Below are 23,318 nucleotides of genomic sequence, written 5' to 3'. Positions count from 1 at the left end.
GCGGTGAGGATCACCACGCGGCCCCGGGCCCGTACATCGTCGGCGGGTCAGCCCTTGCGGACCTTGATCTCGTCGGTGAGCTGCGGGACGACCTCGAACAGGTCGCCGACGACGCCGTAGTCGACCAGGTCGAAGATCGGCGCCTCGGCGTCCTTGTTGATCGCCACGATCGTCTTCGAGGTCTGCATGCCGGCGCGGTGCTGGATGGCGCCGGAGATACCGGAGGCGATGTACAGCTGCGGGGAGACGGACTTGCCGGTCTGGCCGACCTGGCTGGAGTGCGGGTACCAGCCGGCGTCGACGGCGGCGCGCGAGGCGCCGACGGCCGCGCCGAGGGAGTCGGCGAGCGCCTCGATGACCGCGAAGTTCTCGGCTCCGTTGACGCCGCGGCCGCCGGAGACGACGATCGCGGCCTCGGTCAGCTCCGGGCGCCCGGTCGACTCGCGCGGGCTACGGGAGACGACCTTCGTGCCGGTGGCCTTCTCGGAGAAGGAGACCGCCAGCGCCTCGACGGCGCCCGCGGCCGGAGCGGCCTCGACCGGGGCCGAGTTGGGCTTGACGGTGATGACGGGCGTGCCCTTGGAGACACGGGTCCTGGTGCTGAACGCGGCGGCGAACACCGACTGCGTCGCCACAGGACCCTCCTCACCGGCCTCCAGATCGACGGCGTCGGTGATGATCCCCGAGCCGATGCGGACCGCGAGGCGCGCGGCGATCTCCTTGGCCTCGGCGGAGGACGGGAGCAGCACTGCGGCCGGAGAGACGGCCTCGTAGGCGGCCTGAAGCGCGTCGACCTTCGGGACGACGAGGTAGTCGGCGAACTCGGCGGCGTCGGCGGTGAGTACCTTCACCGCGCCGTGTTCGGCGAGCGCGGGGGCGGTGCTCTCGGCGCCGGGGCCGAGCGCGACGGCGACGGGCTCGCCGAGCCGGCGGGCCAGCGTCAGCAGTTCCAGGGTGGGCTTGCGGACGGCACCGTCCACGTGGTCGACATAGACGAGAACTTCAGCCATGGGACTTCTTCTCTCCTGCTTGCGAAAGATGAGGGGGACGGTCGGCGAGTGGGGCTCAGCTGAACTTCTGGCCCACGAGACCGTGTCAGACGAATTTCCGCTCCGTGAGGAAGGCAGCCAGCTGCTTGCCGCCCTCGCCCTCGTCCTTGACGATCGTGCCCGCCGTGCGGGCCGGGCGCTCGGCCGCCGAGTCCACCGCGGTCCAGGCGCCTTCGAGACCGACCTCGTCCGCGTCGATCTCCAGGTCTTCCAGATCCCAGGACTGCACCGGCTTCTTCTTCGCGGCCATGATGCCCTTGAAGGACGGGTAGCGCGCCTCGCCCGACTGGTCCGTCACCGACACGACGGCCGGCAGGGACGCCTCCAACTGCTCGCTCGCGGTGTCGCCGTCCCGGCGGCCCTTGACGAGTCCGTCCGCCACCGCGACCTCGGAGAGCAGCGTGACCTGCGGGACACCGAGCCGCTCGGCGAGGATCGCGGGCAGCACGCCCATCGCGCCGTCCGTGGAGGCCATGCCGCAGATGACCAGGTCGTAGCCGGTCTTCTCGATGGCCTTGGCCAGCACCAGGGACGTGCCGATGACGTCCGTGCCGTGCAGGTCGTCGTCCTCGACGTGGACGGCCTTGTCGGCGCCCATGGAGAGCGCCTTGCGCAGCGCGTCCTTGGCGTCCTCGGGGCCCACGGTCAGCACGGTGATCTCGGCGTCGCCGTCCCCGTCGAAGTCCCCGGCGATCTGCAGTGCCTGCTCCACCGCGTACTCGTCGAGCTCCGACAGCAGACCGTCCACGTCGTCCCGGTCGACGGTCAGGTCATCGGCGAAGTGCCGGTCGCCGGTGGCGTCGGGCACGTACTTCACACAGACAACGATCCTCAAGCTCACGCCGGCTCTCCTACTGCATCGTCATTTCTGGGCTGCCTTGTTGCACGCAGCATAGGCGCCTTATGGGGCGGTTTCCGGTCGGGGAGACCGGCGCACCGGAGTAAATATTACTCGCCAGTACACCCAGAGTGTTCCCACTGAGCAAGCGCTTGGAACTGTGACCTTGCCAACGCGCGGGGGGAGAGCCGGAGAAGGAACTCTCAGTCGCGCAGCGCGTTGAACCGTCCCTGGTGGTAGAGAAGCGGCCGGCCGCCGCCCGCGGGGTCGCCGACGACGGCCTGGGCGATCACCAGCCGGTGGTCCCCGGCGGGGACCCGGGCGATCACGCGGCAGACCAGCCAGGCCAGTACGCCGTCGAGCACCGGCACCCCCTCGGGCCCGGTCCGCCAGGAGGTGGGCGGCGCGAACCGGTCGGCGCCGCTGCGGGCGAACGTGGCCGCCAGATCCTTCTGGTGCTCGCCGAGTATGTGCACACCGACATGGTCGGTCTCGGCGAGGACCGGCCAGCTGGAGGAGGAGGTGCCCACCCCGAAGGAGACCAACGGGGGTTCGGCGGCTGCCGAGTTGAGGGAGGTGGCGGTGAATCCGACCGGATCCTCCCCCTGGGCCGTGATGACCGCGACACCCGCCGCGTGCTGCCGGAACACGGAGCGGAGCAGATCGGGAGAGGCCAGTCGGGGAGGGGAGAGATCGGGCGTGGCCGTCATGGAGTTGTCCTTCTTCGGGAGTGGCGGGCAGGGCCGTGGCTGCTCAGACAGCCGGACAGCGCGCGCTCGCGTTGCGGGCCAGATCCACATGGGCCCGCCCGTAGAGAAGGAGTTCTTGGGGCACCTCGTCAGCGTGACGATAGGTGGCGGGCGCAGTCAAGTACGTATCCCCCGCCCCCGTGCCACACCCCGGCGTCATACCGCCTCGCCCAGCGCGGCGATCACATCCACTTTCCGGGGCTGACCGGCCGCCGTCCGTACGATGTGCCCCCCGGCGTCCAGTACCAGCACCGTCGGGGTCCTGACGATGCCCAGCTCGCGCACCAGCTCCAGCCGTTCCTCGGCGTCCAGCTCCACATGGGAGACGCCTTCTACCATCTCCGCGACTTCGGCGAGGGTGCGCCGGGTGGCCCAGCAGGGCCGGCAGAACGCGCTGGAGAACTGGACGAGCGTGGCCCGCTCCCCCAACTCGGCGCCCAGCTCGGCCGCACCGAGCCGCTTCCCGCCGTCGTTCCCCCGCACCTTCGCCCTCCCGTCGGTCGCCGCGCCCCCGCCACGTGGAGCGTTCGCACAACCGCGAAATATTCCGGCCGGCGGCCGCTCCCCCCGGGGTGCGAGATATACCTGTTGGTCCGGCGCACCACGGCTGTGCTGCGGCGACATGACGCCGACGTGACGAGAATCTCGCCGGACGCACAAGTCAGGACTGGCCACGGGGCCGCGTATGCGGCACCATCGGCGCAATGCCGAAAACCTACGGCTGCGTAACTTCCGCCGGGAGAACCCTCCCCGGAACAGAAGGGTCCTCACCTGATGGCAGAGCTCGTCTATCGGCCGGTCATCGGCGCCGCCCGTACGATGTTCAAGGCGCTGGACCTGAAGATCGACACTCAGGGTTCCGAGCACATTCCGCGCACCGGTGGCGCCGTGCTCGTCAGTAACCACATCAGCTATCTGGACTTCATCTTCACGGGACTCGCGGCGCTCCCGCAAAAGCGTCTGGTGCGCTTCATGGCGAAGGAGTCGGTCTTCCGGCACAAGGTCTCCGGCCCGCTCATGCGCGGCATGAAGCACATCCCGGTGGACCGCAAGCAGGGCGAGCAGGCGTACTCCCACGCCCTGGACTCGCTCCGGTCCGGCGAGATCGTCGGGGTCTTCCCCGAGGCGACCATCTCCCCGTCCTTCACGCTCAAGAGCTTCAAGTCGGGCGCGGCCCGGCTGGCGCAGGAGGCCGGGGTGCCGCTGATCCCGATGGCGCTGTGGGGCACCCAGCGGGTGTGGACCAAGGGCCGGCCGCGCAACTTCAGGCGCAGCCACATCCCGGTGACGATCCGGGTCGGTGAGCAGATCGAGGCGGCGGCGGACCAGTACGCGGGGGCGATCACGCGGCGGCTGCGCGACCGGGTGCAGGAGCTGCTGGAAGCGGCGCAGCGCGCCTATCCGGTACGCCCGAGGGACGCGGCCGACACCTGGTGGGTGCCCGCGCACCTCGGCGGCACCGCGCCCACCCCGGCGGAGGCCCGCACGGCGGAGGCCGGCTGAGCCGAGGCACGCTGAAACGTCTCTCCTGACCGGAACGTCTCCGCCCCGGCGGAGGCCCGCACTCCGGTCAGGTCAGGCCCGTGGCGCGGCCGGGGCCGGTCACCGCGCCGCGTGGACCGTGATCCGCGCCCCGGGGCTCAGCTTCTCCAGCGATTCGGCGAGTTCGGCGCCCGCGGCGTCGAGCGCGCCGCGGTTCATGGGGGCCAGGCTCTCCAGCAGGAAGACCGCGTTCACCGACTCCTCGGTGAGCCGGGTGCGCACGCCCTGACGCCAGTTCCACCGACGGCACGTGACACCTTCGTCGTCGCACCAGACGACCTCGCCCGGCTCCGGACGCTCCACCGACGTCTCACCGCCGGCGACCGTCGCGAACGGCTCGTCGCCCGTGGCGCGCACGAGCCGCATGCCGCCGACGATCCGGTCGGTGTCCTCGCCGCCGACGGGGATCAGATGGGCGACGCTGATGGCGTTGTAGAGGTCGACCAGCAGATTGATCCGCGGCAGCCCGGCGTCGGACAGGGCACGCTTGGCCAGCGCCTCCGCGGAGTTACGGGTACGGGAGGGCTTGGCCCCGAACGCGGTGTACGCCGCGCGCCAGGCGGCCAGATGCGTGTCCTCGTGCGGGGCGCGGCCGTCCAGTCGGCCGACGAGCCTGCGGGCCGCGTCGTCCAGCAGGGCGGAACTGTCCGCGTTGCTGGGGCCGTTGACCAGCCCGTGGGCCTCGACGGCGAGATGGGTGAAGGTGGGCGCGAGGGCGCGCACCTCGTCCGACACGGTGAGCGTCAGGGTCATGGTCTGCTGTGCCTCGGTGCTTTCGGAGTGGCGGTCGGAGGGCGGTGGGAAGCGTCCGCCGGAGGCGGCCCCGGTCGGGGGCGGCTCCCAGCGCGCTCAGAACGACCGGGTGCGGTGCATCATAAAGCACTGGGCAGTCTATCTCACTGCACTCCGGACGGACGATCCAGGCCGGCCGCTCCCCCTCCGGGGAGAACTGGGCGTCGACCCCCGGCCTGTTGCCGCGCGGGTCCCGCCGATGAGACAGGACCGGCCGGAATCCAATGGATTTCCGGCCGGTCACATATCCATGCACACGCCTCCGCTATCGCGCCATCTCTTCCTTGAGCGCCTGCACGAAGGCGTCGACGTCGTCCTCCGTCGTGTCGAAGGAGCACATCCAGCGGACGTCCCCGGCCTTCTCGTCCCAGAAGTAGAACCGGAACCGGCGCTGGAGGCGCACGCCGACCTCGTGCGGCAGTCGCGCGAAGACGGCGTTGGCCTGGACCGGGTGGAGGATCTCCACTCCGTCCACCGCGCGTACGCCCTCCGCGAGCCGCTGGGCCATCGCGTTGCCGTGCCGGGCGTTGCGCAGCCATAGATCACCCGCGAGGAGCGCCTCCAACTGCACCGATACGAACCGCATCTTGGACGCGAGCTGCATGGAGAGCTTCCGCAGATGCTTCATGGCCCGCGCGGCGTCCGGGTCGAGGACGACGACGGCCTCCCCGAAGAGCATGCCGTTCTTCGTGCCGCCGTAGGAAAGGACATCGACACCGACGGTGTTGGTGAACGTCCGCATCGGGACGTCCAGCGACGCGGCGGCGTTGGATATCCGGGCCCCGTCGAGATGGACCTTCATGCCCCGCTCATGGGCGTGCGCGCAGATGGCGCGGATCTCCGCGGGCGTGTAGACCGTGCCCAGTTCGGTGTTCTGGGTGATCGACACGACCTGCGGCATGGCCCGGTGCTCGTCGTCCCAGCCGTACGCCTGCCGGTCGATCAGCTCGGGCGTGAGCTTGCCGTCCGGGGTCGGTACGGTCAGCAGCTTGAGGCCGGCGACCCGCTCGGGGGCGCCGCCCTCGTCCACGTTGATATGCGCGGTCTCGGCGCAGATGACCGCGCCCCACCGGTCGGTGAGCGCCTGGAGCGCGACCACGTTGGCGCCGGTGCCGTTGAAGACCGGGAAGGCCTCCGCCGTCGGGCCGAAGTGGCTGTGCATGACGCGCTGGAGGTGACCGGTGTAGTCGTCCTCGCCGTAGGCGATCTGATGACCGCCGTTGGCGACGGCGAGCGCCGCCAGGACTTCGGGGTGGGCGCCCGCGTAGTTGTCGCTGGCGAAACCACGTACCTCGGGGTCGTGGTGCCGGCGCGCGTCCGTCGTACGGGACCTCACGGCTCGGGGGTCAGCCACAGGCGGTTTCCATTCACTTCCCGGGCGGGCCGGTCCCAGACTCCGGCGATGGCCTCGGCCAGGTCCGTGACGTCCGTGAAGCCCGCGAACTTCGCATTCGGGCGCTCGGCGCGCATCGCGTCGTGCACCAGTGCCTTGATCACCAGGATCGCAGCCGCGGCCCGGGGGCCCTCCTCGCCCCCCGCCTTGCGGAAGCCGTCGCCGAGGGCCAGCGTCCATGCCTCGGCGGCGGCCTTGGCGGCGGCGTAGGCGGCGTTGCCCGCGGTGGGCTTCGTCGCGCCCGCCGCGCTGACCAGCACGAAGCGTCCGCGATCGCTGCGCAGCAGTCCGTCGTGGAAGGCGAGGGACGTGTGCTGGACGGTGCGGATCAGCAGCTTCTCCAGCAGGTCCCAGTCGGCGAGATCGGTCTCGGCGAAGGAGGCGCTGCCGCGCCAGCCGCCGACGAGATGGACCAGGCCGTCGATCCGGCCGAATTCCTTCTCGGTCTTGTCCGCCCACGCGCGAGCGGCGGCGAGGTCGAACAGATCGACGGTGTCGCCGGTGACCGTGGCTCCGCCGTGCGCGTACCGTGCGGCGTCGACCGCCTCGGCCAGCCGGGTGGCGTCCGCGTCCGCGCCGACGACCGTGGCACCCGCTTCCGCGAGCCGCAGCAGGACGGCCCTGCCCGCGGGGCCCGCCGCTCCGGCCACCGCGACCACGGCGCCGTCCAGCGCTCCGCTCGTAGCACCGCTTCCGTTCATATGCCCGTCGCCTCTCGCTCGCGAGGGCTCACGCGGCCGCTCGCCCGGTGTCGTCGGCGGTGATCCCCTTGGTTGAGGCGATCACGTTCTTGAGCTTCTTGGAGAGCGCCTCGTAGAACATGCTGAGCGGAAACTCGTCCGGAAGCACATCGTCGACCAGCTTACGAGGCGGCTGGGTGAGGTCGAGGGCGTCGGGTCCCTTGGCCCAGCGGGAGCCGGGGTGCGGGGCGAGATACGTCGAGACCAGTTCGTACGCGGCGAACCAGTGCACCAGCTTGGGACGGTCGATCCCGGCCCGGTACAGGTCCTCGATCTCCGCGCAGAGCTGGTTGGTGACCCGCGGGGCCCGCTCCCAGTCGATGCGCAGGGTGTTGTCCGTCCAGCGCACCACATCGTGCTGGTGGAGATAGGCGAAGAGCAGCTGGCCGCCGAGTCCGTCGTAGTTGCGCACCCGCGCGCCGGTGACCGGGAAGCGGAACATCCGGTCGAAGAGGACCGCGTACTGGACGTCACGGCCCTGCGCGACACCGTCCGCCTCCAGCCGTACGGCCTCCCGGAACGCGGTGAGATCGCAGCGCAGCTCCTCCAGGCCGTACATCCAGAACGGCTGGCGCTGCTTGATCATGAAGGGGTCGAACGGCAGATCGCCATGGCTGTGCGTGCGGTCGTGGATCATGTCCCAGAGCACGAACGCCTGCTGACAGCGGTCCTGATCGGCGACCATCGCGCTGATGTCACCGGGCAGTTCGACGCCGAGCGTACGGACGGCCGCGTCGATGACCCGGCGGAAGCGGGCGGCCTCGCGGTCGCAGAAGATCCCGCCCCAGCTGAACCGCTCCGGGGCCTCGCGGACGGCGATGGTCTCCGGGAAGAACACCGCGGAGTTGGTGTCGTAGCCGGAGGTGAAGTCCTCGAACGTGATGCCGCAGAAGAGCGGGTTGTCGTAGCGCGTGCGCTCCAGTTCGGCGAGCCAGTCGGGCCAGACCATGCGCAGCACGACCGCTTCGACATTGCGGTCGGGGTTGCCGTTCTGCGTGTACATGGGGAAGACGGCGAGGTGCTGGAGGCCGTCCACCCGGTCGGCGGCGGGCTGGAAGGCCAGCAGCGAGTCCAGGAAGTCGGGGACGTCGAAGGCGCCGTCGGCCCATGCTCGCAGATCGGCGACGAGCGCCGTGTGGTACGCGGAGTCGTGCGGGAGCAGCGGGGAGAGCTGCTCGACCGCGGCGACCACCCGGTCGAGCGTCACCTCGACGAGAGAGCGCGCCGGGGCGCCCTCGGCGTCGAAGTCGATCGAGCCGTCCTTCGACTGCCAGGGGCGGATCTCCTCGACGGCATTCCTGAGCTCTCGCCAGGCTGGGTGATCAACCACCCGGGCAGCACTCGATATGCCGGGTACGGCGGCGTCCTGCGCAAGAATTTCCGTCATGTCACTTCCTCCACGGGAGAACTTGGCGTCAAGACACCGTATAGGCGTTCAGTTCTCCCTTACAAGCAGGGCTGACATAAATTATCCTGCCGACCCCCCATGGTCACCGTTGTTTTTCCTGTGATCCAGGGGTAGGACACTCGTAACCAGCGTAGCGCCGGGGACCTCAACCGGCCTCCGGACTCCTTGGCGCACGGCCGGGTCCCAGGTAGGGGCTGGCCATTAGGCTGCGCGCGGGAGCCGCCGTCGACGGAAGCGAGATCGTCTTGACTTTCCAGACCATCGGTCATCGTGGAGTGATGGGTGTCGAACCGGAGAACACCCTGCGCTCCTTTCTGCATGCCGAACGCGCGGGCATGGACGCCATCGAACTGGACCTCCATCTGACCAAGGACGGCGCCCTCGCCGTCATGCACGACACGGACGTGGACCGTACGACCGACGGAACGGGCGCGATCGCCGACCGGACCCTCGCCGAGCTGCGGGAGCTGGACGCGGGGCGGGGCGAGCGCGTCCCGGTCTTCGAGGAGGTGCTGGACGCCGTACGGTCGCCGCTCCAGGCCGAGATCAAGGACAGGGCAGCGGCCCGCGCGCTGGCGGAGGTGATGCTCCGGCGCGGGCTCGTGGAACGCGTCGAGGTGTCGTCGTTCCATGACGAGGCGGTCGCCGAAATCGCCTCGCTGGTGCCGGGCGTACGTACCGTACTGATCGCCAGCCGCTGGGGCGCCGACGTGGTGGACCGGGCCAGGGCGGTGGGCGCCGCCAGGCTGGCCCTGAACATCCGGAGACTGACCCTGGAGATCGTGGAGCGCGCGCACACGGAGGGGCTGGGGATCATCGGCTGGGTGGTGAACACCCCGGACCAGCTGCGGCTTGCGCGGGCGTTCCAGCTGGGGGCGGTGACCACGGACTTCCCGGAGATCCGGCGCACGGGCCGGTTCACCGCCTGAGCCCGCGCGGGACCTGCCCGGATCCGCGCGGGTCCTGCCACCGCGTTTCAGCCCGGCGTTTCGGCGCAGCGTTTCGGCGCAGCGGCGTTTCAGCCCAGCGACTTGACCAGCAGCTCGAACTCCAGGTCGGCACGTTGCGGGATACCGAAGCGCTCGTCGCCGTACGGGAAGGGGAACAGCTTTCCCGTACGGCGGTAGCCGCGCCGCTCGTACCAGGCGATCAGCTCCTCCCGGACCGTGATCACGGTCATATGCATCTCCCGTACACCCCAGGTCTCGCCCGCGATGCGCTCCGCCGCCGCCATGACCTGCTTGCCGAGGCCGGAACCCTGCGCGCCGGGCAGTACGGCGAACATCCCGAAGTAGGCGGCGTCCCCGCGGTGTTCGAGCTGGCAGCAGGCGATCAGCTTCCCGTCCCGTTCGACGGCCAGCAGCCGGCTGCCGGGCGACTCGATCACTTCGAGCACCCCTCGCGCGTCGGTTCGCTGCCCCTCCAGGATGTCCGCCTCGGTGGTCCATCCCGTACGGCTGCTGTCGCCCCGGTACGCCGACTCTATGAGGGCGACGAGCGCGTCGGTGTCGGCCGCCGTGGCGTCCCGGTAGACGAGATCGCCGATCCGGTGCGGGACGGTGGGGTGGCTGGGGGCGTCCATGGTGCGCGAGCTCCTCTGTCCGGTCTGTCTGTTCTGTCCTGGGTCCGGCCGGGACCTCCGCAGCCTAACGCGGAGAGTCGCGCCGGCCAGGCCCGCGTCAGCCCTTCAGCCCTTCACCGCCCCGACCAGCCCGTTGACGAAGTACCGCTGGAGGCTGAGGAAGAGCAGGATCACCGGAATGACCACGATGAGCGCGCCCGCCATCAGATTGTTGTAGTGCGGCACATTCTCCGCGGAGAGGTACTGGAGTCCGAGCGGCAGGGTGTACGTGGACGGATCGTTCAGCGAGACCCGGGTGAGCAGGAACTCGTTCCAGGTCGGGATCGCCGTCAGCAGTGCGACGGTGATCAACGCGGGTCTGGCCAGCGGCAGATAGACGCTGGTGAAGATCCGCAGCTCGCTCGCCCCGTCGACGCGCGCCGAGTCGCGCAGCTCGCTCGGGACGGCCAGGAAGGCACCGGTCATCAGCAGCACCGAGAGCGGGGCGCCGCCGTTGACGAAGGGCAGCACCAGTCCGAAGTGCGTACCGAGAATGCCCAGCTTGTCCTCCAGCAGCACGATCGGCAGCATCACCGTGATGCCCGGCACGAACAGCAGGGAGACGAAGAGTTTCTGGAGGACTCCCCGGCCCGGGAAGCGCAGCACGGCGAAGGCGTAGCCGGCCGCCGCGTAGATCACCAGCGTCAGCACCACCGTATAGGCCGTGACCAGCAGGCTGTTCAGGAAGAAGTCGAGGAAGTGCAGCTTGTTCCAGGTGTCGACGAGGGTGTCGAACGTCGGGTTGTCCGGGATCAGATGTCCGCCGCGTACGACCTCGATCTGGTCCTTGAAGGCCGCGGACACCATCCAGAGGAACGGGTAGACGCTGACGAGTCCGTAGAGACCGAGAAGTACGCCGACCACGGTGCGGGCGACGAGCCGGCGGGTGCGTGCCCTGCTCTCGTCGGGCGCACCGGGACGGGCTTTCATGGAGAGCGAGGTCATGTTCTGCTCCGCAGCGCTCGCAGATTGATCAGGGCGAGGACCAGTGCGACGGCGAACAGGATCCAGCCGAGCGCACTGGCGAGCCCCAGGGTGGGCGCGAGATTCTTGAGGAACGCGAGGCGGTACGCCTCCAGGCCCAGCACATTGGTGTGATCACCGGGGCCGCCGTTCGTCATCACCAGGAAGGTCTGGAAGCCCTGGAGCGATTCACGCAGATTGAGCAGCACGACGATGGCGGTGATGGGCCGCACCAGCGGCCAGACCACCGAGGCGTTGGTACGCCACCAGCCCGCGCCGTCCAGTTCGGCGGCCTCCAGCACGCTGCGGTCGATCCCTTGCAGACCGGTCAGATACAGCAGCATCGCGACCGGAACATGGCCCCAGACCGTCACCACGATCATGGTGGGCATGGCGGTGGACGGATTGCCGAGCCAGCCCTGCGGCTGCTGGAGCGAGCCGAGCCCCAGACCGTCGAGGAGGAAGTTCACCGCGCCGTCCGGCTGGAGGATGTACTGCCAGGCGAAGAAGACCGCGACCCCGCTGGTCACGTAGGGCAGGAAGTACACCGAGCGCAGTACCGACTGGAACCGCTTGACCTGGTTGAGCAGGACGGCCAGCGGAAAGGAGACCGCGACGGTGAGGGCGGGGGCGGCGATCATCACCCAGAGGGTGTTGACCGCCGCGTGCCGTACCCGCGGGGCGTAGACGGGACTGCGCCACAGCAGATCGGCGTAGTTGTCCAGGCCGACCCAGGTCCAGTTCGGTGTGAAGCCGTTCCAGGTCGCGAAGCTGAGCGCGAAGCCGTACCCGACGGTGTACAGACCCATCACACAGAACAGGACCACCGCCGGGCCGACGAAGAGGTATCCGGTGAGCGTCTCGTACGGACGGATGCGCCGGCGGGGAGCCGTCGTCACCGCGCCGCCGCCCAGTAGGAGGCGTTGAGTTCGCGCAGCTTCTTCGCCGTCTGTTCGACGGACTGCTGCCCCAGCGGGGTGAGGTCGGCGAGGATCGCGCCCGCGTCGTCCTGCTCGTAGCCCGGCGCGCGGAACTCGTTGCCGCGGCTGGGGTCGTAGGTGTTCTGCGCGGTGCCCTTGAAGCTTTCGACCATGGCGGAGAGCGCAGGGCCCAGTACGGCGGCGGAACCGGCGCCGAGTTCGGTGGCCGGGACGTCGGAGGCGTCCTTGGCGAAGCGCTCGGCGATGTTCTTGGTGGAGAGGAACTCCAGCCACTTCTTGGCGTTGTCGGGCTGTTCGCTGGTGGCGGCGACGCTGAGGCTGGTCAGCGCGAGCGGGCCGAGCGCGCGGTCGGGGACGGCGCCGTCCTTCGGGGAGGGCAGTCCGAACGCGAACACGTCGTCGGGGTTCATCCCGTTCTGCTGGAGGAAGGCGAGGGTGAAGGTGCCGCCGATGTTGAACGCCGACTTGCCCTGCGCGAAGGCCTGGTCGGCCTGGTCGATGGTGAGGGACTGGGTGCCCGGCATCCAGTACGGGGTGAGCTGGTCGTACATGCTCAGGACCTTGATGCCGTTGGGCGAGCCGAAGTCGCCGCTCGGGTCCTTGCCGAAGAGGCTCTCGTACCCCCGCTGTCCGAGCTGGCTGAAGGCCAGCGGCTGGAGGACCCAGGTCAGGCCGGTGGCCTGGACCTTGAGGCCGAGGGACATACCGCCGGTCTTGGGGTTCTTGGCGGTGGTTGTCCGGAGCGCGTCCAGGAAGCCCGCCCAGTCGGCCGGGGGCTCGGTGATGCCCGCCTCGGCGAGCATCTTCTTGTTGGCGTAGACGATCCCGAAGGTGCCCACCGTGAGCGGCACGCTGTAGCGGGCGCCCTTCTCGATGCCGTGGTCCTTGGCGGTCTCCGGCAGCGAGTCCTTGAACCGCTGGTCGGTGACGAGCCCGGACTCCCATACGGGCTCCTGGATACGGTCGGCCCAGTCGCCCGTGAAGTCGCCGCTGAGGTCGGAGAGGATCCCCGCCGCGCCGAAGACCCGGTCCTCGCCGTCGGAGTGCACTTCCAGCACATCCGGCAGATCGCCGGTCTTCGCCGCGCTCTGCACCTTGGTGGTGTAGGCGTCGTCGGGTGTGTAGGCCTCGACCTTGACCGAGATGCCGGTCTGCTTCTTGAACTCGGCGGCGGCGTTGCGCAAGGCGCCGACATGGGACTGCTTGAAGGTCCACATCTCCAGCGAGGTGGAGCTCCCTCCGGAGTCGGAGGAGCCGCCGCAGGCGGAGAGTGTGGTGAGCGAGAGAACCGTGGCGACGGCTACCGCCGCGAGCCGGACATTCCTTGACATGGGTATACGCATGGCCCCTACCTAAGGATCAACCGTTCAGAAGGCCGAATGGCGTTGGAGTGACTGAACTTATGGTTGGGGTGATATAGCGTCAAGACGCACGTCGAGATTCGTGCCGACCGGTTCGCCGAGGGGCACCGGCGCGAGAAGCGGAGGTTCCGTGGAATCGGTGGCAGCAGCAGCGCGCGGGCGCAAGCCCGAAGAGGTCAAGTCCGCGGCTCGGGTGCTTGAGGTGCTCGAACTGCTGGGCGCGGAAGGCGCACGGCTCTCGCTTGCCGAACTGGCCGGCACGATGGCCGTGCCCAAGAGCAGCCTGCACGCGATCCTCCGCACGATGGAGGCGCGCCGCTGGGTGGATCTGGATCCGTCGGGCACCCGCTACAGCCTCGGCCTCAAAGCCCTGTTGACGGGTACGGCCTATCTGGAGGGCGACGATGTCGCGAGCCTCGCGGGCCCCGTGCTCGACTCCCTGGCGGAGGAGACGGGCGAGTCGGTGCATCTGGGCAGGCTCGACGGTACGGACGTCGTCTACCTGGCCAAACGTGAGTCCCGGCATGCCCTGCGGATGTACTCGGCGGTGGGCCGCCGACTGCCCGCGCATGCCACCGCACTGGGTAAGGCGATGCTCTCGCTCTATGACGCGGCCGAGGTCAGGATGCGGCTCAACTGGCCGTTGGAGAGGCTCACTCCGGACACGGTGACCGACCCGGACGCACTGCTGAGCCAGCTGTCCGAGGCACGGCTGCGCGGGTGGGCGATGGACGACGGGGAGAACTCCCCGGACATCCGGTGCGTGGCGGTGGCACTCGGCACCGGCCACGGCGGCGGCGACGCGATCAGCTGCTCCGCGCCCAAGAGCCGGATGGACGACGCCCGCGCCGAGGAGATCGCCCTCGCGGTCACCGAGGCGGCCCACTCGCTGCGGACTCTCCTCAAGCGGCTCGGGCAGCACTGACGACGTTCCGGGGGCTATTTGGTAGAGTCGTTGACAAATAAGTCTCCCGCTTCATACGTTCGGATGACAGTACGTCATTCCGCCATCCGTACGCTGAAGTTCGCTGGACCCGCGCAACACCGATGGGAGCGTGCAATGACCATGACGTCCGAGACATCCGACGCCCGGAGGGCCCTGGTGGTCCGTGGCGGCTGGGAGGGACACCAGCCCGTGGCGATCACGGAGCTGTTCCTGCCCTTCCTCCGCGATCGCGGCTATGACATCCGGATCTCCGACACCCTGGACGTCTACACGGACGCCGAGCTCCTCGCCGCCACCGATCTGGTGGTCCAGTGCTGGACGATGGGCGAGATCACGGCCGAGCAGAGCGCCGGACTCACGGCGGCGGTCCGGGCCGGCACCGGACTGGCCGGCTGGCACGGCGGGATCGTGGACTCCTTCCGCGGTGATGTCGGCTACCAGCTGCTCACCGGCGGGCAGTTCCTGATGCATCCGCCCGGCTTCTCCGACCACGGGGTCACGCTGGTCAAGGAGCGCGCCGACCATCCGGTGATCGCCGGACTGAGCGACTTCCGGGTCCATACGGAGAAGTACTGGCTGGTCAGCGACCCGCTGATCGACGTCCTGGCGACCACGGAGTTCGCGGCGGACGAGGAGCGGGCGCGGCCGGTCACCATGCCGGCCGTCTGGACCAGGACCTGGGGCGAGGGGCGGGTCTTCGTCTCCACCATCGGCCACAAACCGGACGACTTCGATGTACCCGAGGTACGGGTGCTCACCGAGAGGGGACTGCTGTGGGCGAGCCGCTGAGGATCGGCATCGTGGGCGCGGGCAAGATCAGCGGCGCCTATCTGGACACCCTTGGACGGCTGGAGGGCGTCACGCTGACGGCCGTCACGGATCTCGACCCGGAGCGCGCCGCGTCGGTCGCCGCCCGGGTGCCGGGCACCGCGGTCGCCGGATCGGTGGCCCAGCTGGTGGCGCGCCCCGACGTGGACGCCGTACTCAATCTGACGATCCCGGCGGTCCATGCCGAAGTCGCCCTGGCGGCGCTCGAAGCGGGCAAGCATGTGTACGGGGAGAAGCCGCTGGCCGCCACGCGCGCGGAGGCGGACCGGATGCTGGCCGCGGCCGAGGCGGGCGGGCTGCGGATCGGCTGCGCGCCCGACACCGTGCTCGGTACGGGCGTCCAGACGGCGCGCAAGGCGGTCGGCGACGGGCTGATCGGCACGCCTGTCGCCGCGACGGCCTTCATGACCACGGCGGGCCACGAACGCTGGCACCCGGACCCGGAGTTCTACTACCGGCGGGGCGGCGGGCCACTGCTCGACATGGGTCCTTACTACCTCTCGGCGCTCGTCCATCTGCTGGGCCCGGTCATCACGGTCACCGGCGCGGGATCCCGCCCGCGCGCCGAACGGGAGATCGGCAGCGGACCGCGGGCCGGTGAACGGTTCGGCGTGGAGGTCGACACCCATGTCACGGGGGTACTGCGGCATGCCAACGGAGCCCTCACCACGCTGGTGATGAGCTTCGACATCCAGGCCGCCCGGCTGCCCCGTATCGAGGTGCACGGCACCGAGGCCTCGCTGTCCGTCCCCGACCCGAACGGGTTCGACGGCACGGTCGAACTGCACCGGGGTACCGGCGAGTGGGAGACGCTGCCGGTCACGGCCGGATATGTGGGAGCGGGGCGCGGCACCGGGCTCGCCGATCTGGCCGAGTCGCTCGCCGGGGGCCGCCCGCACCGTGCGTCCGCCGAACTGGCGCGCCATGTCCTCGACATCATGCTGACGCTGCTCGACTCGGCGCGCGAGGGCAGGGCGCTCCCGGTGGAGAGCTGCTGTGTCAGGCCGGAGCCGGTACGGCACTGAGCGGCGGTCCGGCCCTCCCTCCACACATTGTCAATTCACTTACTTTCCGTCGGCTTCGCAATTCGTCAATTTATTGTCCTGACGATTCCGACGCACGCCGTCATCACCAGGAAGAAGACGGAAGAAGAAGGAAGAGGAAAGCCGTTGACTTGATAACACACGTGGTTTTACATGGCGGTTACTGGCTGGACAGGGAGGGCCGCCCATGGATGACCGCCGGAACTCCGGAGAGGCGCGGATCAGCCATTTCCTCGCCGCCCGACTGCGTCCCGCGCTGTACACCGGGCGACTGCCGATGGATATCGGCGCCTGGCACATCCCCGGTGAGCCGGTCCCCGTCGATGTGGCCCTCCGGGCCGACTACACACCGTTCTTCGTGGGCGACGCCTGGGGCCGTCCCTGGTCGACCAGTTGGTTCCAGGTCCACGCCACCGTCCCGCAGCGCTGGGCGGGTGAGCGGGTGGAGGCGGTCTTCGACCTCGGCTTCGAGCCCGACCTCGGCTTCGAGCCCGGCCCCGGCTTCGAGGGCCCGGACTCGGGGAGCCGCGCCGTGGGACTCGTCCACGACGCGCACGGCACTCCTCTCCAGGGGCTGCACCGGCTCCACCGGTCCGTGACGGTGTCGGCCCCGGCTGGTGGCGGCGAGCCGGTCCGGCTGTTCGTCGAGGCCGCCGCCAATCCGCCGATCGACGCGGCCACCGGCGCGGGCGCGCACTACGGGGATCCGGTCACCGCGGGGGACGAGCCCCTGTACCGGCTGCTCCGCGCCGATCTCGCCGTACGCGACGAGGGCATCTGGCAACTCATCCATGACATCGATGTCCTGGACGGTCTGATGCGCGCGCTCCCGGCGGGGCTGCCCCGCCGGTACGCGATCCTGCGGGCCCTCGAAGAGGCCGTGGACGCCGTCGACCCCCGCGATGTCGCCGGGACCGCCCCGGACGCGCGGCGGATCCTCTCCCCCGTACTGACCCGTCGCGCGCACGAGTCCGCGCACACCGTCTCCGCTGTCGGACGCGCACCCCTGGGGGCGGCCCGGCTGGGGCCCGCGCGTGAGTCCGTACGCGAGACCGCCCGCGCGTTCAGCACCATGACCGCGCTGGCGGAGGAGTACCCGGAACTGACCGTCGCCGCGCCCTCCGCCCACCGGTACGCCTGGATGAAGGACCGCCATCCGCATGTCTTCGAGCGGGTGCGCAAGTCCGTCGCCGACGGCAACTGGGTGCCGGTCGGCGGTATGTGGGCGGAGCCCGACGGAAATCTCCCCGGCGGCGAGGCGCTGGCCCGCCAGTTCGTGTACGGCCGCCGCTTCTACCGCGAGGAGCTGGGCACCGACACCGACGGCGTGTGGCTGCCCGGTGCCTCCGGACTGAGCGCCGCCTTCCCGCAGTTGGCCGTGCTCGCCGGGGCCCGCTGGTTCCTCGCGGAGAGTTCCGATCCCGTGCCCGACCCCACTTTCTGGTGGGAGGGCATCGACGGCACCCGTATCCTCAGTCACTTCCCGCCCGCCTCGGCCCGCACTGGTGGCGTACTTACCGACGGTGAACTGACCGGTGGTGAACTGGCAGGTACCGCCGACGCGTTCGCCGGCCAGGGCGCCGCCGCCCGCTCCCTGCTGCCCCTCGGAAACGCCGACGGGTACGGCCCCACCCCCGAGACGCTGGAGCGCGCCCGGCGTCTGGCCGATCTGGAAGGCTCGCCGCGCGTCGGGATCCAGGATCCCGCGCACTTCTTCCAAGGCGCCCTCGACGCGCGTCCGGGCGCGCCGGTGTGGCGCGGTGAGTTCCGCCCGGAGTCCCATCAGGGCACATACACCAGCCAGGCACGCACCAAGCGCGGCAACCGCCGCGGTGAATCGCTGCTGCGGGAGGCCGAGTTGTGGTCGGCGACCGCGGCCGTACGGGACGGCGTCCCCTATCCGTACGACGAACTCGACACCCTGTGGAAGAAGGTTCTGCTCCAGCAGAGCCACGATCTGCTGTCCGGCGTCTCGACCGCCTGGGCGCACCAGGAGGCCGAGCAGCTCCACCGCGAGGTCCATCGCCGTCTGGAGCGGCTGATCCGACGGGGCGTGGGAGCGTCCGACGGCAGCGGCGCCACCAGCCTGTCCGTCTACAACGCGGGGCCGCTCGCGCGCCGTGAGGTGGTGGTCCTGGACCGGGACCGGCCGACGGGCGGCGGTCAGCGGCTCTCCGACGGACGCGTCGCCGTACTGGCCGAGGCTCCGGCCCTCGGCCGCGGCGCCGTCCTTCCGGAGCCCGCCGGGGTCGCGCCGGTGACCGTACGGCCCGCGGACGGCGGCGGATGGCTGCTGGACAACGGGCTGCTGCGGGTCCATGTCGACGCCCGGGGGCTCGTACGCTCCATGCTGGACCTCACCACCGGACGGGAGGCCGTCGCCCCGGGAGCGGTGGGCAATCTGCTGCGGCTGCACCGCGACGACCCGCCGCGCTGGAGCGCCCGGCACATCGACGCCGCCCGCCACCGCGAGGTGTTCCGGGATCTCGACCGGGCGGAATCGGTCGAAGTGACGGAGGAGGGCGCTCTGTTGGCGGCCGTCCGGGTGGTACGGAACACCGGCAGGTCCGCGATCGAGCAGACGCTCTCGCTGACCGCCGGGAGCCGGTCCCTGACGATCGACACGGAGATCGACTGGCGCGAACGTGACGCTCTGCTCAAGGCTGTCTGGCCGTTCGATGTGCACGCCGAACACAGCGGCGCGGAGATCCAGTTCGGCCATGTCACGCGCCCCACCCACGAGAACTCCGGCGGGAGCGCGGCCCGTTGTGAGCTATGGGCGCACCGCTGGATCCATGTGGGCGAGCACGGCTGGGGCGTGGCGCTGGCCGGTGATTCCACATACGGCTACGACGTCTCGCGCCATACCCGCGAGGACGCCGGTACGACCACCACCGTACGGCTCACGCTGCTGCGCGCGGCGCACAGCCCCGACCCGCATGCCGACCGGGGCCCGCAGCGCTTCAGGCACGCCGTTCGCCCCGGGGCGGGGATCGGTGAAGCGATCGCCGAGGGGTACGCCGTCAATCTGCCGCTGCGTCCCGGCCCTTCGGAGCCCGCGGGATCCGCCGCGCCGCCGCTGGTCTCGGTGGACCATCCCGATGTGCTCGTGGAGGCGGTGAAGCTCGCCGACGACCGCTCGGGTGATGTGGTCGTACGGCTGTACGAGTCGCGCGGCGGCCGGGCCCGTACGGCGCTCTCCGCCGCGTTCCCGGTGGCGTCGGTGTGCGAGACGGACCTCCTGGAGGAGCCGCTCGCCGCGCGCCGGTACGAGAACGGGTCGGTCGCGCTGACGCTGCGGCCCTTCCAGATCCTGACGCTGCGGCTGACACCCGGGGACCGCCGGGCGGCGAACCGTACGGCCCCGGCTGTGCGCCGTACGGCTTCCACGGGCCGTACAGCTTCGCCCACGGGCCATACCGCGGCGCATCCGTGGGCCGGAGGCACTGATGCCTGAGGCCCCCCAAGACGACGGCCCGGTCGGCTCTCTGCCCCCGGAGCACCGGGCCGTCTTACACCGCTGGGCCGCGGAGGGCGGTCCTCTCGCGACCCGGGCGAGTGTCGTCCTCCTCGCCGCCGAGGGGCTGCGCGACGCCGAGATCTCCCGTCGGCTCGCAGTGTCCCGGCAGACGGTCGGCACCTGGCGGCAGCGCTGGAGGAGCGCGGGGATCGACGGTCTCGGACACCGGCCGCGCACCGGCCGGCCCGCCACCGTGGACGAGGCGGAGGTCGTCACCCGTACGCTGCTGGCGACCGGTGGCGGTGGCGCCTCGCGCGCGGTCGCCAGGGAGCTGGGCCTCTCGCACGCCACGGTCGCCGGGATCCGGCGTCGCTGGCGGCTCTCCCCCGACGAGACGCCCGCCCCGTCCGTACCGACCAGACCGCCGCTGCCGAGCGGCGAGGTCTGGGTGATGGGCCTGTATGTGGACCCGCGGCGCGCCGTGCTCCTGGCGGGCACCAGACAGGAGGTTCCCCGGCAGTCCGCCGCCGGGACCGTGCTCGGTACGGACGTACTCACCGGACTCGACCGGGCGGTGGAGGCCGCGCTGTCGGCGTCGATGGCGCGCGGGGCGGACGGTGACGCCTCACCGGCGTACGGGCTGGCGGAGTATCTGGCCGAGGCCGGCCGCAGCCATCCGGACCTCGGGCTGCACGCCATCACGCTCTGGGACGCGGCGGGCCGCCCCGGATCATCCCAACAGTCCGCGCCGGAAGGATCGGTGACGCAACATCAGATTCCCGCACGGTCGACCTGGCGCACCTTCCTCCGGGCCATGATCGCGCTCGACAGCACCAGCCATCCGGAGTCCTCGCGCCGCGTCTATCTCGATCTGGCGGCCGAGCTGGAACGGTACGCGACGGCGCGGCCCGACGCCCCGTGCGCCGCGGTGCGCTGGCTGCGCGAGAACGTCGCGGGCCATCCGGGCACGGACCGCCGCGCGGACAGCACGGCGCGAAGCCAGTCCTGGAGCGGGGTCAACCAGATCGATCTGGGTTCGTTCAACGAGTGTGTGGTCATCGAGACGGTACGGCTCTCCGGCACCATCACCCGGGGTGAGATCGCCCACCGCACGGGCCTCACCCAGCAGTCGGTCTCCCGGATCGCCCGTTCGCTGCTGGACCGCGGCATCCTCATCGAGGACGCCCAGCGGCGCGCGACCTCGGGCAAACCCCGCACGCCGGTACGGCTCTGCGGGACGGCGGCCCACGCGCTCGGTATCCATATCGACCCGGAGGTGCTCACCGCGGTCGTGATCGATCTCGACGGCGCGATCGTCCGTACCCGCACCCGCCCCGTCACCGCCGACATCGATCCGGCGGAGTTCGTCGAGCGGGTGGCCACGCTGGGCCGGGAGACGCTGGCGGAGGCGCGCGGGTCGGTGCGGGAGGACGGTTTCCTCGGGATCGGGGTCGCCGTACCGGGGCCGGTCGACATCGCGTCGGGCACGGTCCTCGGGCCGCCGCTGATGTCGGCCTGGGGCGATCTGCCGCTGCTGTATCTGCTCCAGGACCACTTCCCGTGCCCCGTCCTGATGGAGAAGGACTCCACCGCGGCGGCGGCCGGCGAGCGGTGGATCGGGCGTGACCGCCGGGCCAGGGACTTCGCGTATCTCTATCTCGGTACGGGCGTCGGTACGGGGCTCTATCTCAACGGCGATCTGTACCGAGGGATCAGCGCCAACGCCGGGGAGTTCGGACAGCTGTGCGCCATAGCGCTGGGACGGGTGGCGAAGGACGGCCGGCCGGAGATCCTCCCGGAGTGCAATCCGCCGGTGTCCGTACCGGAGCTCGCGGTACGGGGCGGGATGCGCCCCGCACCGGCCGCGCCGGGGCGTACGTCCGGGAGTACCGCCGCCTATCTGGCGGTGGGCGAGGCCGCCGCCGCGGGCGACCCCGCCGCCGCGGCGGCCGTACGCGAGGTCGCGCAGGCGGTGGGGCGGGGGGCGCTGGGCATGGTCGATCTGCTGGACATCGATCTGATCGTGCTCGGCGGCCCCTTCTTCACCGAGGACGTCGCCGGCTTCTATCTGGACGAGATCGCCCGTACCGTCAACGCTTTTCCGACCGCCAGACGGCTGCGGCGGGTCGCGGTCGAGCCGTCCGTGCTGAGCGCGGAGGCCGCCGCGGTGGGGGCGGCCTCGACCATCTTCCACGCGACGTTCACCCCCCGCCTGCGCGGACGGGAGAGCCGGGCACGGCATCTGCCTGGCTGACGCGGAAGGGCCGCCGGGGATGCCCCGGCGGCCCGCACGGTCATCGCTCGCCGCTGTGTGACGTCTCGTCAGATCCGGGGCTGGGTGGGCCTGGTGGCCGTCAGCCCGATCTGGCCCTTCAGCATCCGCCCGCCGTCGCCGGTCAGGCGCAGGTAGTAGTCGGACGAGCAGGAGGTGCCGTCCTCGTCCAGCGCCCAGATACCCGATCCGGACGGCACCTGCGCACCGGTCTCGGCGGTCTTGGCGATCTGGTTGCCCTCGTTGAACTCGTCGAACATGGAGATGTAGATGCCCTGCGCGCCGACCCGCACCATGTTGTAGAACTGCCGCCACATGAAGTCACCGTGCGCGCGGTGGCGTTCCTGGAGATCGCCGGGCAGCACGCACGGCTGGTAGTCGATGCCGTGGGCGTTGCAGTCCGCCTGGTCGGGGGTGTTGACGTCGCGGAAGAACCGGTCGGTGTCGGCGACGTTGCCGATCCGTCCGACCATCCAGGGCGAGATCATGTTGAACGCGTGGTACACGTCCTGGAAGCCGGGGCGTGAGTCGTCGGTGCTGTTGCGCCAGTGGGTGGGCACGCCGCCGATGACATAGCAGCCCTGGGCCTTGAACCAGTCCACGACCTCCTTGCACGGCGCGGGCGCGAAGGGCCGGCCGGGGTCGTTGAAGCCGAAGCCCCAGATGCACACCACCGGCTTGCCGTTCTGCTTCGCGTAGGCGCTGGACGCGGTGTGCGCCTTCATCTTCGACGTCCAGTCCTCCTTGATCTGGGACTGCATGGACGTCCAGCCGGTGACGTCGTACATGATGTAGAACTTACGGCCGTTGGCCTCGGCCGCCTGGCGTACCTTCTGCGCCATCGCGTCGCGGGTCGGGCCCTCCGGGCTGAAGGGGTTGAAGCGCTGGAGCGCGGCCGTGTCGCAGTTGTTCTCCCGCATCCAGCGGAAGTGCGTGTCGACCGTCTGCTGGTCCCACGAGGAGAACAGCGTGGCGGGCTGGCCGCTGTTCAGGTTCGGGTAGGCGGTGGGGTAACCGCGGGAGTATTCCCGCATGTCCGGCCACGACTTGATGGTGGTATTGCTGAGCGACGGCGGCTGGCTCATGTTCTGACTCCAGTGCCACCACCCATTGATGGGGGCGCCGTCACCGGTACAGGCGAACCAGCCCTGGTAGCCCACGGTGATTTTGCCGACCACGTCACCGGGGGGACTCGCGGCGGGCCCCGGCTGTGCGCGGCGTCGCGGTTCGGAGGCCGACGCACCCTGCTGGGCTGCGCCGACGCCGGCGATGGCGGCCGAAGCGGCCAGCGCGGACGCGATGGCGGACCGTCGTGACATATGCATGGGGGAATGCCTCCCACTCGATATCTGCCAGAAATGCGTAAAGTCCT

At 70.3% G+C, this 23,318-nt stretch carries 20 protein-coding genes and 1 pseudogene; 7 read left to right on the top strand and 14 right to left on the bottom strand.

Going from position 1 to position 23,318, the window contains the following annotated elements:
- Nucleotides 1-47: 47 nt before the first annotated feature.
- From ACIRQP_RS17915 to ACIRQP_RS17900, 4 genes are all read right to left on the bottom strand, one after another.
- On the bottom strand, nt 48-1,010 hold the full coding sequence (locus tag ACIRQP_RS17915; protein WP_403890507.1) for an electron transfer flavoprotein subunit alpha/FixB family protein: 963 nt from the start codon (nt 1,008-1,010) through the stop codon (nt 48-50).
- 85 nt (nt 1,011-1,095) lie between these two features.
- Nucleotides 1,096-1,890, bottom strand: coding sequence for an electron transfer flavoprotein subunit beta/FixA family protein (locus ACIRQP_RS17910; RefSeq protein ID WP_403890504.1), 795 nt, complete (start codon nt 1,888-1,890; stop codon nt 1,096-1,098).
- A gap of 200 nt (nt 1,891-2,090) precedes the next feature.
- Entirely contained in the window at nt 2,091-2,597 is a 507-nt protein-coding gene (locus tag ACIRQP_RS17905) for a flavin reductase family protein (RefSeq protein WP_403890502.1), read from the bottom strand.
- 195 nt (nt 2,598-2,792) lie between these two features.
- Nucleotides 2,793-3,260, bottom strand: a complete 468-nt coding sequence (locus ACIRQP_RS17900) for a TlpA family protein disulfide reductase (RefSeq protein ID WP_403890499.1) — start codon at nt 3,258-3,260, stop codon at nt 2,793-2,795.
- A gap of 150 nt (nt 3,261-3,410) precedes the next feature.
- Here ACIRQP_RS17900 and ACIRQP_RS17895 point away from each other — a divergent pair, with 150 nt between their 5' ends.
- Nucleotides 3,411-4,139 carry a lysophospholipid acyltransferase family protein gene (locus tag ACIRQP_RS17895; protein ID WP_403890496.1) on the top strand — a complete coding sequence of 243 codons (729 nt, stop codon included), beginning with the start codon at nt 3,411-3,413 and terminating at the stop codon, nt 4,137-4,139.
- A gap of 99 nt (nt 4,140-4,238) precedes the next feature.
- Here the strand turns inward: ACIRQP_RS17895 and ACIRQP_RS17890 are convergent, their stop codons facing one another.
- The 5 genes and pseudogenes from ACIRQP_RS17890 to ACIRQP_RS17870 all read right to left on the bottom strand — a co-directional run bounded on the left by ACIRQP_RS17890 (nt 4,239) and on the right by ACIRQP_RS17870 (nt 8,490).
- Entirely contained in the window at nt 4,239-4,931 is a 693-nt protein-coding gene (locus tag ACIRQP_RS17890) for a B3/4 domain-containing protein (protein ID WP_403890493.1), read from the bottom strand.
- 37 nt (nt 4,932-4,968) lie between these two features.
- Nucleotides 4,969-5,172 (bottom strand): annotated as a pseudogene (locus ACIRQP_RS17885) (transglutaminase); the annotation flags it as partial.
- Between the two features lie 63 nt (nt 5,173-5,235).
- Nucleotides 5,236-6,324 carry a threonine aldolase family protein gene (locus ACIRQP_RS17880; protein ID WP_403890490.1) on the bottom strand — a complete coding sequence of 363 codons (1,089 nt, stop codon included), beginning with the start codon at nt 6,322-6,324 and terminating at the stop codon, nt 5,236-5,238.
- Entirely contained in the window at nt 6,303-7,064 is a 762-nt protein-coding gene (locus tag ACIRQP_RS17875) for an SDR family NAD(P)-dependent oxidoreductase (RefSeq protein ID WP_403890487.1), read from the bottom strand. The genes ACIRQP_RS17880 and ACIRQP_RS17875 overlap by 22 nt, the downstream gene beginning before the upstream one ends.
- A gap of 28 nt (nt 7,065-7,092) precedes the next feature.
- Entirely contained in the window at nt 7,093-8,490 is a 1,398-nt protein-coding gene (locus ACIRQP_RS17870) for a DUF6421 family protein (RefSeq protein WP_403890484.1), read from the bottom strand.
- 299 nt (nt 8,491-8,789) lie between these two features.
- Here ACIRQP_RS17870 and ACIRQP_RS17865 point away from each other — a divergent pair, with 299 nt between their 5' ends.
- On the top strand, nt 8,790-9,440 hold the full coding sequence (locus ACIRQP_RS17865) for a glycerophosphodiester phosphodiesterase (protein WP_403890481.1): 651 nt from the start codon (nt 8,790-8,792) through the stop codon (nt 9,438-9,440).
- Between the two features lie 89 nt (nt 9,441-9,529).
- Here ACIRQP_RS17865 and ACIRQP_RS17860 read toward each other — a convergent pair whose 3' ends face one another.
- From ACIRQP_RS17860 to ACIRQP_RS17845, 4 genes are all read right to left on the bottom strand, one after another.
- Nucleotides 9,530-10,093 (bottom strand): GNAT family N-acetyltransferase, encoded by a 564-nt coding sequence (locus ACIRQP_RS17860; protein ID WP_403890478.1) that lies wholly within the window; start codon nt 10,091-10,093, stop codon nt 9,530-9,532.
- A gap of 105 nt (nt 10,094-10,198) precedes the next feature.
- On the bottom strand, nt 10,199-11,077 hold the full coding sequence (locus ACIRQP_RS17855) for a carbohydrate ABC transporter permease (RefSeq protein ID WP_403890475.1): 879 nt from the start codon (nt 11,075-11,077) through the stop codon (nt 10,199-10,201).
- Nucleotides 11,074-11,994, bottom strand: coding sequence for a carbohydrate ABC transporter permease (locus tag ACIRQP_RS17850; RefSeq protein ID WP_403890473.1), 921 nt, complete (start codon nt 11,992-11,994; stop codon nt 11,074-11,076). The genes ACIRQP_RS17855 and ACIRQP_RS17850 overlap by 4 nt, the downstream gene beginning before the upstream one ends.
- Nucleotides 11,991-13,367 carry an ABC transporter substrate-binding protein gene (locus ACIRQP_RS17845; RefSeq protein WP_403890470.1) on the bottom strand — a complete coding sequence of 459 codons (1,377 nt, stop codon included), beginning with the start codon at nt 13,365-13,367 and terminating at the stop codon, nt 11,991-11,993. Before ACIRQP_RS17845 ends, ACIRQP_RS17850 begins: the two co-directional genes overlap by 4 nt.
- Before the next feature lie 169 nt (nt 13,368-13,536).
- Here ACIRQP_RS17845 and ACIRQP_RS17840 point away from each other — a divergent pair, with 169 nt between their 5' ends.
- The 5 genes from ACIRQP_RS17840 (at nt 13,537) to ACIRQP_RS17820 (ending at nt 21,928) form a co-directional block, all read left to right on the top strand.
- Entirely contained in the window at nt 13,537-14,322 is a 786-nt protein-coding gene (locus ACIRQP_RS17840; protein WP_403890467.1) for an IclR family transcriptional regulator, read from the top strand.
- Nucleotides 14,323-14,457: 135 nt separating this feature from the next.
- Complete coding sequence (locus tag ACIRQP_RS17835; protein ID WP_403890464.1) at nt 14,458-15,132, top strand: ThuA domain-containing protein; 675 nt, start codon at nt 14,458-14,460, stop codon at nt 15,130-15,132.
- Nucleotides 15,117-16,196, top strand: a complete 1,080-nt coding sequence (locus ACIRQP_RS17830; protein WP_403890462.1) for a Gfo/Idh/MocA family protein — start codon at nt 15,117-15,119, stop codon at nt 16,194-16,196. The genes ACIRQP_RS17835 and ACIRQP_RS17830 overlap by 16 nt, the downstream gene beginning before the upstream one ends.
- A 205-nt stretch (nt 16,197-16,401) precedes the next feature.
- Nucleotides 16,402-19,671 carry an alpha-mannosidase gene (locus ACIRQP_RS17825; RefSeq protein ID WP_403890459.1) on the top strand — a complete coding sequence of 1,090 codons (3,270 nt, stop codon included), beginning with the start codon at nt 16,402-16,404 and terminating at the stop codon, nt 19,669-19,671.
- Entirely contained in the window at nt 19,664-21,928 is a 2,265-nt protein-coding gene (locus tag ACIRQP_RS17820; protein WP_403890456.1) for an ROK family protein, read from the top strand. Before ACIRQP_RS17825 ends, ACIRQP_RS17820 begins: the two co-directional genes overlap by 8 nt.
- A gap of 68 nt (nt 21,929-21,996) precedes the next feature.
- Here the strand turns inward: ACIRQP_RS17820 and ACIRQP_RS17815 are convergent, their stop codons facing one another.
- Nucleotides 21,997-23,271 carry a glycoside hydrolase family 71/99-like protein gene (locus tag ACIRQP_RS17815; protein WP_403890453.1) on the bottom strand — a complete coding sequence of 425 codons (1,275 nt, stop codon included), beginning with the start codon at nt 23,269-23,271 and terminating at the stop codon, nt 21,997-21,999.
- Nucleotides 23,272-23,318 lie beyond the last annotated feature (47 nt).

Source organism: Streptomyces sp. NPDC102274, from assembly GCF_044766385.1.
Taxonomy (GTDB): Bacteria; Actinomycetota; Actinomycetes; order Streptomycetales; family Streptomycetaceae; genus Streptomyces.
This window is presented reverse-complemented; position numbering and strand designations above follow the sequence as displayed.